Below are 16,357 nucleotides of genomic sequence, written 5' to 3' on the forward strand. Positions count from 1 at the left end.
TACGGTCTTGTAAAAAAGAGACGGGTAACGTTTCTGCCTGCTCAAGTTTCTTCTTAAAAATTTGTTAGGTTCTTCAGGAATAAGAGAGCTTTTTATTCCAACCCTGTTTCCCGTTATTTTGGAAACTTCGTTTCAGATGTCTAAAGATTTTGCAGAGTAGCTATTTTTTATGTTAAAATAAATAACACATAAAAAGAAAAGAGAGGACAGCATTAAGAAGCTTCTTTTCGGACCAAATTGGTACGGAAGGCTTGCAGGACCACAAAAGTCCGCTTATATACTGAACGGCGAGGGCAGAGTTTTCAAAAAGATTTCCAGAAAATGAACGACACTGCCGCCATTTGTTACAAAAAGTTCATGCGTGCACGTGTGCGGCTGTTTCTGCTCAGAGATAGGCGGGTGTGTAGGCTGAAATTCAAGGTGCGCAACTGAAAAGGGGTGGTTTCGTCTCGTTTTTCAGGCAGCACGAAGAGGTTTTCGCCCTGATGACTACGTTTTCCGATCTGAAGCTTGCCGAGCCCCTGCTGAAGGCGCTGGCCGAGGAGGGGTATGAAAACCCCACCCCCATTCAGGCTCAGTCCATCCCTCATCTGCTGGCCGGGCGTGATCTGCTTGGTCTCGCCCAGACCGGCACCGGGAAGACGGCGGCTTTTGCTCTGCCGATTCTGGACCATCTGCTGAAGAACCCCAAACCTGCGGGCCCTAAAAAAGCACGCGTTCTTATTCTTGCCCCCACGCGTGAACTGGTTTCCCAGATCAGTGAAAGCTTCAAGGCTTATGCGCGCCACATGAAATTCACGCAGGCCGTGGTTTTTGGTGGTGTTGGGCAGGGGCGGCAGGTTGAAGCCATGCGCCGTGGTGTGGATGTTCTGGTGGCGGCTCCGGGCCGTCTGCTGGACCTGATCGGCCAAGGTTATATCGATCTTTCCGCGCTTGAAGTTCTGGTGCTGGATGAAGCAGACCGCATGCTGGATATGGGGTTTGTGCGCGACATTCGCCGTATCATGACCTTCCTGCCGGCAAAACGGCAGACGCTGCTGTTCTCTGCCACCATGCCGCGCAGCATTGCCGATCTGGCCAGCTCGCTGCTGCATGATCCTGCAAAGGTGGAAGTCACGCCGCCCTCCAGCACGGTGGATCGCATCCAGCAGGCTGTGATGTTTGTGGATGGGTCAAACAAGCGCGATGCGCTGCTGACACTGGTGGAATCTCCCAAAGTGGTTCGGGCCGTGGTGTTCACGCTCATGAAGCATGAAGCCAACAAGGTTGCGGAATTCCTCAACAAAAACAGTATCGTGGCGGAAGCTATTCACGGCAACAAATCCCAGGGTGCACGTGAACGCGCCATGAAGGGGTTCCGGGCAGGCAGCGTGAAAGTGCTGGTGGCAACGGATATCGCTGCCCGCGGGATTGACGTGGATGATGTCAGCCACGTCTTTAACTACGATCTACCAAATGTACCGGAAAGCTACGTTCACCGTATTGGCCGTACGGCACGTGCGGGCCGTGATGGCTGGGCCGTTTCCTTCTGTGATCCGGAACAGCGGGCATGGCTGCGGGATATCGAAAAGACGATCGGCAAGTCCATTCCGGTGGTGCGTGATCATCCGTGGCACTCTATGGAAGCTGAGAATTCCACCATGCGTCCGCCGGTGCTAGGTGGCGGTGGCCGTGGTCGTGGTGGCCCACCGCGCGGTGGAGGCGGTGCAGGCCGTGGCCGTGGTGCTCCGCCGCGTGGGGCAGGTGGTCGCTCAGGTGGCGGTCGTGCTGCCGCAGGTCGCGCTCACTAAATAAAGCGTCACAGGCTTGTAGGCTGCGGTAGTAAGGAAGCCGCTCAGGGAAACCCGAGCGGCTTTTTTCATGCTGGGTATTCTATTTTAGAAAAAGGCTCTTTCTACTTTGCTGACGGATCTAGTCGGAGCGAGACGGGGCAGTGGTCTGAGAGCGCAGCCGGGTCTGCTGGTTGATACATTAGAACGCGCAGTGAATTTTTTACTTCCCAGTGCGTGGCAGGGCCGCCCAGAAGAATGTGGTCAATAAAATACGTGCCGCCTTCGCACGGGTTGGCTTGCCCGGCAGTGCTTAAACGAAGTGGCCCACTTTGCAGAATGCTGAGAAAAAATGGGTCGTGAACGGTTAGGCGGCGGTTGAAATCTCCCATAATCAAGAAGGCATCATTCGCTTTTTGTCGGGCGCTAATCCAGTTTCCAAGAGCCTTAAATTGCAGCACGAGGGTGGGGCAGGCATGTTTTCTGTCTTCAGGCGGGTTATCCCAACATCCCGTTTTCAGGTGCAGAACCAGTAGGCGCAAGACAGTGGAACCCTCATGCACTGTCAGGTCAAGTCCACTGCGCAGCGGATGGACTGTTCCGGGTATGGAAACAGCAATATCCGTTACATCCGGGTTGCGGGTAACGGTCAGGCCTTTGCGGATAGCTGCGCCCGTATGCTGGGCAATGGGGTCGTTGGAGAGAAAAAGCTGATAGCGTGAGGCTGGAAAAACACGGCTCAGGGAGGAGATGCCATCCACTTCCTGCACCCCAATAATATCAGCATCAAGCGCGTCCGCATAACCGGCTAATGCTGTGAAATCGGTGGCTGATCGATGAGGAATATCCGAAGGCAGTGGCTGTGTGGGCGGCTGGAGGTTGTCCACGAGCCAGTCCATGTTCCACGTGGCGATTTTTAGCGGGTGTGCGGAGGCAGAGGTCCCGCTTATCAGGGAAATACCCAGCGCCCCGGCCAGTAAAAATTTATAAACAGGATAGAAACAAGTGTGGCGGAGCCGAAGCCCCGCCTTGGTGTAGCGGTTGGGGTGAAGCCTGTTATCAGGCGACTTCGCTTTCCAGTCGGCTGATTGTTTCAGGGATGGAAACGGTAGTGCGTGTCTGTTCATCCAGAATGCTGATTTCGCCTGAGCCGATGTCATAGAACCAGCCTTGCAGGAAGAGTGTCCCGCGCGCCAGCCCAGCCACAACAGCGGGGTGTGTTTTCAGGTGTGCAATTTGAAGCAGCACGTTGCGTTCAGAAAGAGTGCGCACATTGGCAGGGCCAGCATCTTCTGCCTGAAGTTCCCCCATGGAGGCGCGAGCAGCTTCCGCGTTGCGCAACCACGTGGCAACGGTGGGCATACCGTCCAACCCACTCTTTTTGGGAGCAAGCAGGGCTTTCATCGCGCCGCAATCAGAATGGCCACACACAATAATGGCGGACACGCCCAAGCCCAGAACGGCATACTCAATGGCGGAGGAAACGCCACCCAGCATCTCGCCATAGGCGGGAACAATATTGCCAATATTGCGCAGAATGAAGAGATCTCCCGGTTCGGTCTGGGTGATCAGGTTTGGGTTGATCCGGCTGTCCGCACAGGCAATGAAAAGGGCATCGGGAGATTGGCCGCTCGCCAGAGAGGCGAAAAGCTTCTCCTTTGCCGGGAACACCTCGGTATTGAAATGTTCAACGCCACGAAGAAGCGAAACGAGGCTGGATCGGGCTTCAGAACATGTGGGCATATAAGCGGCTCCAAATTAAAGCAGTCAGAGAAATCTCTATCACCGTTACGTATGGCAACATACTAGAGTTGCTTTAAACGCATGGCACTCCATAATTTTCCCCGCTTCTGAAATTTTTTTTTAAAGAAGGAGAGAAAAATAGTTAAATCAATGGTTTGAAGAGTCTGACATGTTGAAAAACAAGCTTCAGCAGAGACATGCCCCCTTAAAAATGTGCGAGCATGTCTCCGTGAGAGACCTATTTCGGGCCTAGATGAAGTTTAGGTCAGGGGGTCTTCCTCTTCCGGCTCGCTCAGTTGGTCTGCCGGGTGCCGAACAGGAGGCGCCGCCGTGCGGGTGCGGATTGGGGCTTCCGTCTGGCGGCGGGTAAAGTTTGCGCCCAGTGTTGCCAGTTCAAGGAAGTTATCGGCCTGTCGGCGGAGATCATCTCCAATCAGCGGTGGGCTAGAGCGCATGGAAGAAACCACGGAAACGCGAGTACCCTGCCGCTGCACGGCTTCAACCACGCGGCGGAAATCGGAATCACCAGTAAAAAGAATAGCGTGATCAATATGAGGGGCCATTTCCATCATATCGACGGCAATCTCTATTTCCATATTCCCTTTTACGCGCCGCTTGCCGGTTGCATCGGTAAATTCGCGCGCGGGCTTTGTGACCAGAAAATAGCCATTATAAGACAGCCAGTCCGTCAGGGGCTTAAGGGGGGAGTAATCCTCGGTATCAAGAATGGCAGCGTAATAATACGCGCGGATAACGTGTGTCTTTGAGGCAAAGAAATCTAAAAGTTTTTTATAATCGACATCAAAGCCCAAGCTTCTTGAGGTAGAATAAAGGCTGGAACCGTCAATAAAAAGACAGGTTCTTTCATCTTTTTTCAGATTCATTTGGTGGTCGTCCTTTAATATATAACCCAAAGGTATTGTGAAATTTCGTTAAAATTGGGGCCAGGTTCGGACACAAAACACTTGGCGCTGCATAACTATACTGCTGATTGCGGAAAAAGATATATCACCGAACATGAAATTCTGGAAGGGTGCTGAAATGGTACTGATTGCAGTGGGGGCTAATCTGCCCCTTGGTGGGCAAGCCGCGTTAGAGACATGCCGTAAGGTGGTTGAAACGTTGCGTGCCCTCCCTGGGTTGCATGTTGTAGCGGTATCTCATTGGTATGAGAGTGCGCCCGTGCCGCCATCCGGGCAGCCGCCTTATGTAAATGGGGTGGTGCGGGCCACGACCACGCTTACACCGGATGCCCTGCTTGCTGCTTTGCAGCAGATTGAACTGGATTTCGGGCGGGAGCGCTCCGTGCGGAACGCCGCACGGACACTTGATCTGGATATCATTGCATTTGGGGGGCTGTGTCAGGATGTGTCTCATCTTATCCTGCCGCATCCACGGGCGCATGAACGTGCGTTTGTGCTGCTTCCCCTGCGCGATGTCATGCCGGAATGGGTTCATCCTGCTACGGGGCAGATGCTGGAGGCATTGCTGGAAAGGGTTTGCGGGCAGGAAATCCGGCAAATTCAGGAATAGCCCCTTCCTTGTGGCGGGGGGATGGGGTAATATGGTTTTTCTATATTTTGTAGCTGAATTGTCTGGAGGCTCTTCGTAATGGCCCGCGTCACCGTCGAAGACTGCGTAGAGAAAGTCCCGAACCGTTTTGAGCTGGTGCTGTACGCGGCCCAGCGCGCCCGTAATATCTCTCGTGGTGAAGAGCTTACCATTGACCGTGATAATGACAAGAATCCGGTTGTGGCGCTGCGTGAAATTGCTGACGAAACGGTCAAGCTTCCTGATCTGCGCAATGATCTGATCCGTTCTCAGGCCCGTGAGCCCGAACCTGAGCCTGTGGATGAAGAAGTGCAGGATCTGGTGCCGACTGAGCAGAACATCTTTGGTCTGCAGGAAGTGTCCCCTGAAGAAGAAGCCGCTGATGATGCTGGCGCTATTGAAGCAGCTCTGAGCGGCCGTGCACGTCGGTAAGCGCGTGTGACGCAGGCAGGGCGCGAAAATCAAACAGGGGCGGTTGTCCCTGTTATAAAGGCCGGAAGGCCAGATGCTCCGCTGCCTGCCGTGGTCAAGAATGATGAGACGACTTCCACTGCGCCAGAAAAAGGGCGCGGTGATGTAAATTGTGAGCGGCTGGTCAATGTGGTGCGGGACTATGCTCCTGCGGCTGATGCTGACTTGATTCGCCGTGCCTTTTCTGTTGCGAAGAAGGCCCATGACGGGCAGCTTCGGGACAATGGTGATCCCTACATAACGCACCCTCTGGCCGTTGCCATGATTTTGGCCGGCTTTCGTCTGGATGTGCCCTCCATCCTGACGGCGTTGCTTCACGATACCATTGAAGACACCGGCGTAACGCAAGATGAATTGCGGGCGCAGTTTGGGGATACTGTCGCCGATCTGGTGGATGGTGTTACCAAACTGACCCGGTTGGAGCTTCAGTCCGACCGTACCAAGCAGGCGGAAAATTTCCGCAAGCTTGTGCTCGCCATGTCCAAGGATATCCGCGTTCTGCTGGTTAAGCTGGCGGATCGTCTCCATAACATGCGTACGCTGCATTTTGTGGAGCGCGTGGACCGTCGCCAACGCATTGCGCGGGAAACGCTGGATATCTACGCCCCCCTTGCCGAACGTATCGGTATGGATCGGGTCAAGACAGAACTTCAGAACCTGTCCTTTGCCCAGCTTGAGCCGGAAGCAGATGTCACCATCCGGGCGCGTCTGAACTATCTGCGTGGCCAGGGCGCTGATGTTATTGAGGAAGTGCGGCGTGAATTGCTGCGCCTGTGCCATGAAGCCGGCCTGAAAAACGTCCATGTTTCAGGGCGGGAGAAATCTCCCTATTCCATCTGGGAGAAAATGCAGCGTCGGAATGTGGCGTTTGAACAGCTTTCAGACATCATGGCTTTTCGCGTGATCGTGGAAACACGGGAAGACTGTTACATGGCGCTGGGTGCTGTGCATGCCGCCTATCCCGTTATTGCTGGCCGCTTCAAGGATTATATCTCAACCCCCAAGGCCAACGGATATCAGAGCCTTCACACGGGGGTGACGCTGCGGTCTCCGCGTAACCAGAAGATAGAAGTACAGATTCGTACGTCTGCCATGCATGATGTGGCAGAAAACGGGGTGGCCGCGCACTGGGCTTACAAGGAAGGCACAGCAGAGGATGAAAGCGGTCCCGCCAGCTTCCGGCGTCCGCGCTGGGTGCAGGATCTGCTCGAAATTCTGGAAGCCTCCTCCGCGCCAGACGAATTTCTCGAAAACACCAGGCTCGAACTCTATCAGGATCAGGTTTTCTGCTTTTCCCCCAAGGGGCAGCTTATCTCGCTGCCGCGTGGGGCGACGCCCGTTGATTTTGCTTACGCCGTGCATAGCCAGATTGGGGATTCCTGCGTAGGCGCCAAGATCAATGGTCGCCTGATGCCGCTGCGGCACGAATTGCAGAACGGAGATCAGGTTGAAATCATGACCGCGCGCGGTGGGGCTCCGTCCCCATCGTGGGAACGGTTTGTGGTTACGGGGAAGGCCCGTGCGCGTATCCGCCGGTATGTGGCGGCCCAGCAGCGCCAGACCTATCTGGATGGCGGGCGTGCGGCTCTGGCCAAGGCCTTCCGGCAGGAAGGGGTGGATGGTTCCGAAAAAGTTATTGAACCCATCCTGAAAGGGCTGAAGCAGAGTTCCTTGCAGGATCTGTACGTTGCCGTTGGCAATAACAATCTGAGTGCGCGGGATGTGGTGTATGCGGCCTATCCAGAACTGCGCCGGGCCACCCGTGCGCCGCGTATGGTGCCGGGTCTTCCTGGTGTTCTGGGCACGGCAGGGCCTCGGCCGCGCTCGCCAACACCCTCATCCGGGGGCGGTAGTCGGCGTTCGGGTGGTAGTATTCCTCTGCTGGGGCTGGGTCCCGGTGTGGCGGTGCATTTTGCAGCCTGCTGTCATCCTCTGCCAGGAGACCGGATTGTGGGGGTGGTTGCAACGGGCAAAGGCGTAACGGTTCACACCCGCACCTGCCAGACATTGGAAAGCTTTGCCGCTACTCCGGAACGCTTTCTGGATGTGGATTGGGATTATGACGCCATGGCCCGTGTTGGGGCGGCGGAAATGCGGGTGGGGCGTATTTCAATCGTGGCGGAAAACGAGCCTTCAGTTCTGGCTACCATTACCAACGCCCTCTCCAAGAGTGACGCCTCGATGGTGAACCTCAAGATTGTGCATCGGCAGTTGGATTTCATGGAAATTCTGGTGGATGTGGAAGTGCGTGACCTGCGGCATCTTTCTTCTGTTATTGCAGGATTGAGGGCTGCGTCCGGTATTGCGCAGGCCGACAGGGCCCGCTCATGATGCGCCGGGTGGTCTTTAATCGGAGCGTGGTGGCATGACGGTTGTTGCCGCAGGAGTGGACCTGTGTGACATGCGCCGGATTGAAAAAGCGATAGACCGGTTTGGGGACCGCTTTCTGGAGCGTGTTTTCACGCCTACGGAGCGGGCACGGGCGGAGCGTCGGTCCGGGCAGGCCCGGATTGGGGCGTATGCCAAACGCTGGGCCGCCAAGGAAGCTTGCGCCAAGGCGTTGGGAACCGGGTTTGCTCAGGGTGTGGCGCATAGTTTGATCGGAGTGGAAAATCTGCCTTCAGGGCAACCTACTCTGGTGTTGGCAGGGGCGGCCAAACTCCGCCTTGCTGCGCTCATCCCGGCCGGAAGCAGCCCGCATCTGGTATTGAGTATGACGGATGAACCCCCTTATGCTTTTGCCGAGGTGATTATCTCTGTCACTCCGGGTTGACATGGGGAAGGGGGCACGGCTTCATCCCTCACGATTTCTCTTTTTAGAACTGATGTAAAACAGGCGATGCAGGACATGACCAAACTGGAACATCCTCCCTCAGAGGCAGGCGTGGATCGTCCCGCATCAACTGGGCAGATTATTCTTGAATATGCGCGTACCATTATTGTTGTGGCGCTGGTTGTTACCGTGGTGCGGACTTTTCTGGTGGAATCTTTTGTGATTCCATCAGGCTCCATGATTCCCACTCTTCAGGTGGGTGATTACATCTGGGTTTCAAAATACAGCTACGGGTATTCAAAATACTCGCTTCCTTTTTCTCCTGATCTGTTTGAGGGGCGCGTCTGGTCCGGCACGCCGCATCGGGGGGATGTTGCTGTCTTCCGTTTCACCAAAGATACATCTGTTGATTACGTCAAACGGATTGTGGGTCTTCCCGGTGACCATATTCGTGTCACGGCCGGGCATTTGTATCTGAATGACAAGCTCGTGCCCTGTGTGGATGCCCATCCTTACACAGCCGTGGATGAATCTCAGGTCTCCATGGAAGGGGAGGCCTGTGAAGAGCAGCTTCCGGACAGCGAGGGTTCGGGTGTAGTCAAGCATCAGGTGCTGAAGCTGATGGATGATGGTGCCCAGAACAATACGCCTGATTACGTTGTGCCACCGGGCCATTTCTTCGCCATGGGTGACAACCGTGATGATAGTGCGGATAGCCGCTTCATGGGGGATGGTCCGAAAGATCTGGGTTTTGTGCCGATGGAAAATCTGGTGGGAAAAGCGCAGCGCGTGTTCTTCTCTATCGATTCCGCGCATCCAGCATGGCAGTTCTGGTACTGGCCGGTTGAAGTGCGCTGGGCGCGCCTGTTCCGGAGCGTAATGTGAGCCGCGAACGCACCACTGTAGGCCTGCATCCTGCTGCCCAAGCTTTGCAGCAGCGGTTGGGATATCAGTTTGTAAAGCCTGCCCTTTTGCATGAAGCTCTGACACATCGCTCCGCAGCGTATCAGAACGCAGGCGGACGGCGACGTTCCCAAAAGACCAAAGGCGCAGGCTCTAACGAGCGGCTGGAATTCATGGGGGACCGCGTTCTGGGCCTCCTGATGGCGGAATGGCTTCTGGAGCGTTATCCGGATGAGCAGGAGGGGGCCTTAGGGTCCCGGCTGGCGCATCTGGTCTCCAGAAATACTCTGGCGGACATAGCCGAGCGTTTTGAACTGGCGGATTATCTGACGGTTGCGGCGCATGAAGCGCGTGTTGGTGTGCAGGCTACAGCTAGCGTTGTGGCAGACGCACTTGAAGCCGTTCTTGGGGCTGTGTTCCTTGATGGCGGTCTTGATCCGGCTCGTGAAATTGTTCGTCAGGCTTGGAAACCCATGCTGGATGCGCAGGCGCGTCCGCCCAAGGACCCTAAAACCGCGTTGCAGGAATGGGTTCTGGCGCGAGGGCAGGTTCTGCCGGTTTATGAAACAATAGGGGCAGATGGCCCCTCGCATGCGCCTCTGTTTGTGGTGGAAGTCCGCGCAGGTGGTCACAGCGGGGAGGGGCGTGCTGGCAGCAAACGTGCGGCGGAAAGCGCTGCGGCTGCCAGTCTGCTGGAAAAATTGGAAGGCACACGTCATGGCTGAAACAACACGGTGCGGGTTTGCAGCGTTGGTGGGAGCCCCCAATGCGGGCAAATCCACCTTGCTGAACCGCATGACCGGAGCAAAGCTCTCCATTGTCAGCCCCAAAGCTCAGACCACGCGCTTTCGGGTGCTGGGTATTCTCATGCGCGAGCATACGCAGATTCTGCTGGTGGATACCCCCGGTATCTTCCGTCCGCGCCGCAAGCTGGATCGCGCCATGGTGGCGGCAGCCTGGACTGGTTCGGATGATGCAGACATCACGTTGCTGTTGGTGGACGCCAAATCCGGCCTGACGGAGGCGGTGGCAGAAATCATTGATCGGCTGGCCAAGGCCGGACGCAAGATCTGGCTGGTGCTGAACAAGACGGATCTGGTCACACCGGAGGTTCTGCTTCCGCTTACAGCGGCCATTACCGAAAAACTGACTGTTGAACATGTGTTCATGGTCAGCGCGCGGTCTGGCAGCGGGGTGGATGATCTGCTTGATCGTCTGGCGGCAAACCTGCCGGAAGGGCCGTATCTCTACCCGGAAGATGATCTGACAGACCTGCCGGACCGCCTGCTGGCAGCGGAACTGGTGCGTGAGCAGATTTTCATGCAGACGCATGAGGAAGTGCCCTACGGCGCAACGGTCGAGACGGAAAGTTACAAGGAGCGACCGGATGGTTCAGTGCGGATTGACGCGACCATCTATGTCTCCCGTGCAGGACACAAGGCAATCCTGATTGGTGAACGTGGGCAGAAAATCCGCCAGATTGGTGAGCGCGCCCGCAAGCAGCTTTCGGCTTTGCTGGAACGGCCCTGCCATCTGTTTCTGAACGTGAAGGAACGGTCTGGTTGGGATGAAGAACGCGCCCGTTTGCGGGCTATCGGGCTGGATGATGTGCCATAAGGCCGCGCTGCCCGCTTGTGGCCTTGGCGTATGAAGGATAAGAGAGGGGCAGCTTGCCCTGCCCCCTAGCTGAGCAGGGCCTAATTTCAGACTAGTACTGCGTGATCGAGGGCCAATGACTGCTTCCACAGGCGAAACGCCAAGCCGCAAACGGGTGTTGCTCAAGGTGTCTGGTGAGGCTCTGATGGGTGATGGTGCCTTCGGGGTCGATCAGAAGACGGTCGAACGGATTGCCAATGATGTGGCAGATGTGGTCCGTGGTGGTGTGGAAGTCTGCCTTGTTGTTGGCGGCGGAAACATTTTCCGTGGTCTGGCCGCAGCCGCCAAGGGAATGGACCGGGCCCAGGGTGACTATGCCGGTATGCTGGCAACCGTTATCAATGCCCTGCTTTTGCAGAATGCGCTTGAGCGGGAACAGATTCCCACCCGTGTGATGTCCGCTATTCACATGTCTTCCATTGCGGAGCCCTATATCCGGCGGCGGGCCGTGCGCCATATGGAAAAAGGACGTGTGGTTATCTTTGCTGCGGGTACGGGCAATCCTTTCTTCACAACCGATACAGCGGCCGCCCTGCGGGCTGCGGAAATGGAATGTGATGTGCTGTTGAAAGGCACGCAGGTTGATGGCGTGTATTCGGCTGACCCCAAAAAAGACCCTTCGGCTGTCCGTTATGACCAGTTGACCTACATGAATGTGCTGGCCAACCAGTTGAACGTCATGGATGCCGCAGCCATCAGTCTGGCGCGCGAAAATAAGCTGCCTATTATTGTTTTCAACATTGGTGAGCCGGGGGCTTTCGGGCGCGTAATGCGCGGAGAAGGGGCCTTTACGCAGATTATTGAAGCTGCCTGATATCTAATCGGGCGGCATGTGTGCTGCTTGCTTGTCTAAGGGGCGGCATAAGAGCCGCCCGGGAAACGGGAGAAACAAACCGTGTCTGATCTGAATGCTCTGATGGACGACCTGACGCGCCGTATGGATGGTGCTCTGGATAGTCTTCGTCGTGATTTTGCTGGTCTGCGCTCTGGCCGCGCCAGTCCGGCTTTGCTGGAGCCTGTGCGTGTGGAAGCCTATGGTGGTGAAGTGCCGCTGACGCAGGTTGGCTCCATTGCTGTGCCGGAAGCCCGTATGCTGACCGTGCAGGTGTGGGACCGTGCCCTGGTAGGGGCAGTGGAGCGCGCTATTCGGGATTCCGGGTTGGGCCTCAACCCGGCTGCTGATGGCCAGATCATCCGCGTGCCCATTCCGCAGTTGACTGAAGAACGTCGTCACGAATTGGCCCGTGCTGCCGCCCGTTATTCTGAAGGTGCAAAGGTGGCTGTTCGTGGCGTGCGACGCGATGGCATGGACAAAACCAAGGGTTTGGAAAAGAAAAGCGAAATCAGCCAGGATGACGTCAAGACGTGGTCTGACGCCATTCAGAAACTGACTGACCAGTATGTGAAAAAAGTTGATGACATGCTGGCCGAAAAAGATCGTGAGATTAAGCAGGTCTGACGTTTGTGGCGTCAGGTTTTCTTTCTCAGACTCCTCTTGGTGGATCAGTGCCGGTAATGTCAGCAGGGAAAACGGACAGTAAGGCAGTTATCCCTGCGCATGTTGCCGTAATCATGGATGGGAACGGGCGTTGGGCCTCCGAACGCGGATTGCCGCGCCTTGCCGGGCATAAGGCTGGGGCTGAGGCTGTTTCGCGGTGTTTGCGGGCGGCCATTCATCGGGGTGTGAAATACCTGACGCTTTATGCCTTTTCTTCAGAAAACTGGCAGCGCGAACCTACGGAAGTTGCCGATCTTACAAGCCTGCTGCGTTATTATCTCCGTCACAAGGTTGCCGAACTACACCGCGAAGGTGTGCGGATCTGCTTTATTGGAGATCTGGCGCGTTTTGATGTGAGCCTGCGCGAGGAGCTGGCGCGTGCTGAGACCCTCACACGCAATAATGATCGGATCACCTTGCTGCTTGCCCTCTCGTACGGTGGGCGGGGAGATATCGTGCAGGCTGCGCGCAGAGTGGCGCAGGCTGTGCAGCAGGGCGACCTGAAGCCGGAGCAAATTACGGAATCCCTGTTTGCGGGTAAACTCTGGACAGCCGGTGTGCCCGATCCTGATGTTGTGGTGCGCACAAGTGGCGAGTTCCGGCTCTCAAATTTTCTGCTCTGGCAGAGCGCCTATGCGGAACTGGTGTTTCTGGATGTGTTCTGGCCGGATTTCAATGAAGGCCATTTTGCGACCGTTCTGGATACGTACGCCCGGCGAGAACGCCGTTTTGGCGCGCGGCCTTCAGTATGAGTGACGCAGGGAACAACAATGCTTGGCGTGATTTACGCGTCCGGTTGATTTCCGCCGTGGTGTTGGTTGCGGTGGCCGGTACGGCCATTGGTGTGGGCGGCCTGCTGTATCAAATCCTCATTCTGGGTGTCATGGCGGGTATGGCGGCGGAAGCCGCTACGCTACTGGGTGTTTCCGTAAAATCCTGGCGGGGGATCGTTTACGTGCTCTGGGCGCTGGGTGCGGGGCTTGCTGCGGCAACCGGGCGGTGGGATGCCTTCCCGGTTTTCTGCATTACATCTCTGGTTTTTGGTGCGCCCTTATGTGCCATCATGTGCGTTATTGTGCTCTCTGGTACGGCGTTGCAGTGGTTACGGTTGGGCGGCCTGATGCCCGTTCTGTTTGTTGTCTGTGTTGTTGTGGCAAGCGATAGCTGCGCCTATCTGACCGGACGGCTTGTGGGTGGCCCCAAGCTGGCCCCGAGTATCTCCCCCGGTAAAACACGTTCTGGGGCTGTCGGTGGTCTGCTGGGGGCTGTTCTGGTGGGCTGCCTGATTGCCTTGGTATCCGGGCAGGGAGGGATTGCCACGGCGGCTGTCTGGGCGGCCCTGTTGGGAGTGGCCGCGCAGTCTGGCGATCTGGCCGAGAGTGCCATGAAGCGTGCGCTGGGTGTGAAAGATTCAGGAACCCTGTTGCCGGGACACGGTGGCCTGCTGGACCGGTTTGATGGTCTAGTGGCTGCTGCGCCCCTGGCGGCTGTGGCGTCCTTGTGTGTGGAGGTGGGCGTGCCATTCTGGCAGGCAGGTCTCCATGCTATATTCGCGGCTCTGGCGGGGAAACTGCCGGGTTAAGGGTGGATCTGGTGGCTGAAGCCGTGCTGGTCAGTGCCGCCATTGTGTGGGTTGGAAAATAAAGACCATGAGAACCGTAACCGTTCTGGGAAGTACTGGCAGTATTGGCTGCTCTACTGTTGATCTGCTTGAGCAGGCACGAGATCAGTACCGGGTGCGGGCGCTTGTGGGTGGAAAAAATGCAACCCGTCTGGCGGAGCAGGCGCTGAGCCTGAATGCGGAGCTGGCCGTGGTAGCGGATGAAGGTGCATTCGAACAGCTTTCAGCACTGTTGAAGGGCAGCAGCACCAAAGTGGCCTGTGGGCGTCAGGCCGTAATTGATGCGGCAGCGCTTCCGGCAGATTGGACCATGGCCGCCATTACCGGCGCAGCGGGGCTTGAGCCTACGCTCGCCTCCGTGCGCAATGGAAATGCCGTGGCGCTGGCTAACAAGGAAGCGCTGGTCTGTGCCGGAGATGTCATGCTCCGTGCCGTGGATGCGGCAGGCGCCACCTTATTGCCCGTGGATTCTGAACATAATGCCGTGTTCCAGGCGATGGCGGATCGTCAGCTTGATCAGGTGGAAAAAATCATTCTCACGGCCTCTGGTGGGCCGTTCCGTAAGGCTTCCGTGGCCGACATGGAAGCGGCTACCCCTGCACAGGCCCTCAAACATCCAACCTGGAGCATGGGCGCAAAAATCAGCATCGATTCCGCCACCATGTTCAACAAAGGGCTGGAAGTGATTGAGGCGGCCCGTATCTTTGGCCTGACAGAAGACCGTATTGACGTGCTGGTGCATCCTCAGTCCGTGGTGCATGGCATGGTGCAATACACGGATGGCAGCCTGATTGCTCAGATGGGATCTGCCGATATGCGGATTCCCATCGCGCATACGCTGGCATGGCCCAAGCGGATGGCCACCACGTCTCCACGGCTTGATCTGGCCACGTATGCCGCCTTGGAGTTTTCAGCGCCGGATGAACAGCGTTTCCCGGCGCTGCGGCTGGCGCGTGAAGCGCTGCGGGCAGGTGGGGCGGCATCGGCTATTCTGTCTGCCGCTAATGAAGTGGCCGTGGAAGCCTTCCTGAACGAACAGATCGGTTTCCTGGATATCGCGCGCGTTGTAGAGCGTGTCATGACCAAGCTGGGAGCGCCTCCCGCCGATACCTTGGAAGCCGTTCTGCACTGGGATGCACAAGCCCGACGCGAAGCCTTGGCTCTGACTCCAGCCCGCGCGGCTTGAGTTCACGCACGTTTGAGCCGATACTCGGATTATCATGATACACGAATACCTGCGTACGCTTGTTTCCTTCGCCTTTGTCCTGGGTGTGCTCGTAACCATTCACGAGCTTGGGCACTATCTGGCAGCCCGCTGGCGGGGGGTGCATGTGGAGGTATTCTCGCTGGGTTTCGGCCCCGCACTCTTCCGCTGGCATGATCGGAGCGGCACAGAATGGCGTATATGCCCTATTCCGTTGGGTGGGTATGTGCGGCCTCATGGGTTTGAAGATCCGGAGGACGCTACGCTGGAACAGAAAGCAGCCTGGCTTCCGGGCCGCACATTTCATGATAAGTCCGTTGCGTCACGCGCTATCGTTATTCTTGCAGGGCCGGTTTTCAACTTCCTGCTGGCTATTGTGCTGTTTACCCTACTGTTTTCCACGGCAGGGCAGCCCTCAGTACGGAACGAGATCGCCTCTGTTGTCTCCAATGGTGCTGCGGCAACCGCAGGCGTACAGCCGGGAGATGTTATCAGGAGAATCGGCACTCATCAGGTTACGGGTGTGGAAGATGTGCAGGGCACGGTTATGGCTGAGCCGGGCGTACAGACCACGCTGACCGTGCGCCGCAATGGGCAGGATGTGGACCTGCCAATCACCATTGGAAGCGTCACGGATTCGGCAAGCGCCAAGCCGCATGGCCAGCTGGGTGTGATGTTTGCAACCGAGGTTGGTAAACCTATGTCCGTGCCACATGCAGTGGTGGCGGGTGTGGAAGAAACCTGGAAGGTTTCCGTGCAGACCTTGCAAGGGGTATGGCAGATCCTGACAGGCCAGCATACGGCCAAGGATCTGGGCGGTCCGCTCAAGATTGCTCAGCTTTCAGGGCAGGTGGCACAGTATGGCTTTGCCAGTCTGCTATCTTTCATGGCTTTGCTTTCTGTAAACCTCGGTCTAATAAATTTATTCCCGGTGCCGCTTCTTGATGGTGGCAGACTGGTTTTTTATGCCATAGAAGCAGTCAGGGGACGTCCGGTTTCAAAACGGATTCAGGAAATCAGTTTTCAGGCCGGGTTTGCCGTTCTTGCGGGTCTGTTCTTGTTTTCAACGTTTAATGATCTGTCCAGCTTTGGATTATTCAAATGGATTGCGTCTCTTGTTGGCTGAATTACAGCAGGGTTGGATCGGAAGAACTTGCGTGACAAGGGT

The 16,357-nt window shown here is 56.4% G+C and carries 17 protein-coding genes; 14 read left to right on the forward strand and 3 right to left on the reverse strand.

Features of this window, described 5'->3' with window-relative positions; genetic code table 11:
* Positions 1-485 precede the first annotated feature (485 nt).
* A complete protein-coding gene (locus AD944_RS15715) occupies positions 486-1,790 on the forward strand; it encodes a DEAD/DEAH box helicase (RefSeq protein WP_035378068.1) in 1,305 nt (434 codons plus the stop codon).
* A 104-nt stretch (positions 1,791-1,894) separates the two neighbouring features.
* Here AD944_RS15715 and AD944_RS15720 read toward each other — a convergent pair whose 3' ends face one another.
* The 3 genes from AD944_RS15720 to AD944_RS15730 form a co-directional block, all read right to left on the reverse strand.
* Positions 1,895-2,896 carry an endonuclease/exonuclease/phosphatase family protein gene (locus AD944_RS15720; protein ID WP_236709271.1) on the reverse strand — a complete coding sequence of 334 codons (1,002 nt, stop codon included), beginning with the start codon at positions 2,894-2,896 and terminating at the stop codon, positions 1,895-1,897.
* Positions 2,829-3,512 (reverse strand): carbonic anhydrase, encoded by a 684-nt coding sequence (locus AD944_RS15725; protein ID WP_035378070.1) that lies wholly within the window; start codon positions 3,510-3,512, stop codon positions 2,829-2,831. The genes AD944_RS15720 and AD944_RS15725 overlap by 68 nt, the downstream gene beginning before the upstream one ends.
* Positions 3,513-3,772: 260 nt before the next feature.
* On the reverse strand, positions 3,773-4,396 hold the full coding sequence (locus AD944_RS15730; protein ID WP_035378072.1) for a LabA-like NYN domain-containing protein: 624 nt from the start codon (positions 4,394-4,396) through the stop codon (positions 3,773-3,775).
* Positions 4,397-4,529: 133 nt separating this feature from the next.
* Between AD944_RS15730 and folK the strand changes: the two genes are divergently transcribed.
* The 13 genes from folK (at position 4,530) to rseP (ending at position 16,315) form a co-directional block, all read left to right on the forward strand.
* Positions 4,530-5,045, forward strand: a complete 516-nt coding sequence (gene folK / locus AD944_RS15735) for a 2-amino-4-hydroxy-6-hydroxymethyldihydropteridine diphosphokinase (protein WP_231873613.1) — start codon at positions 4,530-4,532, stop codon at positions 5,043-5,045.
* 78 nt (positions 5,046-5,123) lie between these two features.
* Positions 5,124-5,495 (forward strand): DNA-directed RNA polymerase subunit omega, encoded by a 372-nt coding sequence (gene rpoZ, locus AD944_RS15740; RefSeq protein WP_035378074.1) that lies wholly within the window; start codon positions 5,124-5,126, stop codon positions 5,493-5,495.
* 81 nt (positions 5,496-5,576) lie between these two features.
* Complete coding sequence (locus tag AD944_RS15745) at positions 5,577-7,865, forward strand: RelA/SpoT family protein (protein WP_373317138.1); 2,289 nt, start codon at positions 5,577-5,579, stop codon at positions 7,863-7,865.
* Positions 7,866-7,899: 34 nt separating this feature from the next.
* Positions 7,900-8,307, forward strand: coding sequence for a holo-ACP synthase (acpS, locus tag AD944_RS15750; RefSeq protein WP_035378078.1), 408 nt, complete (start codon positions 7,900-7,902; stop codon positions 8,305-8,307).
* Positions 8,308-8,382: 75 nt separating this feature from the next.
* Complete coding sequence (gene lepB / locus AD944_RS15755; RefSeq protein ID WP_045543018.1) at positions 8,383-9,192, forward strand: signal peptidase I; 810 nt, start codon at positions 8,383-8,385, stop codon at positions 9,190-9,192.
* Positions 9,189-9,935, forward strand: coding sequence for a ribonuclease III (rnc, locus tag AD944_RS15760; protein WP_179946497.1), 747 nt, complete (start codon positions 9,189-9,191; stop codon positions 9,933-9,935). Before lepB ends, rnc begins: the two co-directional genes overlap by 4 nt.
* Positions 9,928-10,827 (forward strand): GTPase Era, encoded by a 900-nt coding sequence (gene era / locus AD944_RS15765; protein ID WP_045543019.1) that lies wholly within the window; start codon positions 9,928-9,930, stop codon positions 10,825-10,827. Before rnc ends, era begins: the two co-directional genes overlap by 8 nt.
* Before the next feature lie 115 nt (positions 10,828-10,942).
* Positions 10,943-11,680, forward strand: coding sequence for a UMP kinase (pyrH, locus tag AD944_RS15770; protein WP_035378083.1), 738 nt, complete (start codon positions 10,943-10,945; stop codon positions 11,678-11,680).
* 102 nt (positions 11,681-11,782) lie between these two features.
* The gene (gene frr / locus AD944_RS15775) at positions 11,783-12,325 is read left to right on the forward strand and encodes a ribosome recycling factor (RefSeq protein WP_035378233.1); all 543 of its coding nucleotides are present in this window, start codon (positions 11,783-11,785) and stop codon (positions 12,323-12,325) included.
* 56 nt (positions 12,326-12,381) lie between these two features.
* Complete coding sequence (gene uppS / locus AD944_RS15780) at positions 12,382-13,116, forward strand: polyprenyl diphosphate synthase (RefSeq protein ID WP_045543020.1); 735 nt, start codon at positions 12,382-12,384, stop codon at positions 13,114-13,116.
* A complete protein-coding gene (locus AD944_RS15785; protein WP_045543021.1) occupies positions 13,113-13,946 on the forward strand; it encodes a phosphatidate cytidylyltransferase in 834 nt (277 codons plus the stop codon). The genes uppS and AD944_RS15785 overlap by 4 nt, the downstream gene beginning before the upstream one ends.
* A gap of 67 nt (positions 13,947-14,013) precedes the next feature.
* Positions 14,014-15,171, forward strand: coding sequence for a 1-deoxy-D-xylulose-5-phosphate reductoisomerase (gene dxr / locus AD944_RS15790; RefSeq protein WP_045543022.1), 1,158 nt, complete (start codon positions 14,014-14,016; stop codon positions 15,169-15,171).
* A gap of 31 nt (positions 15,172-15,202) precedes the next feature.
* Positions 15,203-16,315, forward strand: a complete 1,113-nt coding sequence (gene rseP / locus AD944_RS15795; protein WP_179946500.1) for an RIP metalloprotease RseP — start codon at positions 15,203-15,205, stop codon at positions 16,313-16,315.
* Positions 16,316-16,357: the final 42 nt, after the last annotated feature.

It is taken from the genome of Acetobacter tropicalis, from assembly GCF_001580915.1.
Lineage (GTDB): Bacteria > Pseudomonadota > Alphaproteobacteria > Acetobacterales > Acetobacteraceae > Acetobacter > Acetobacter tropicalis.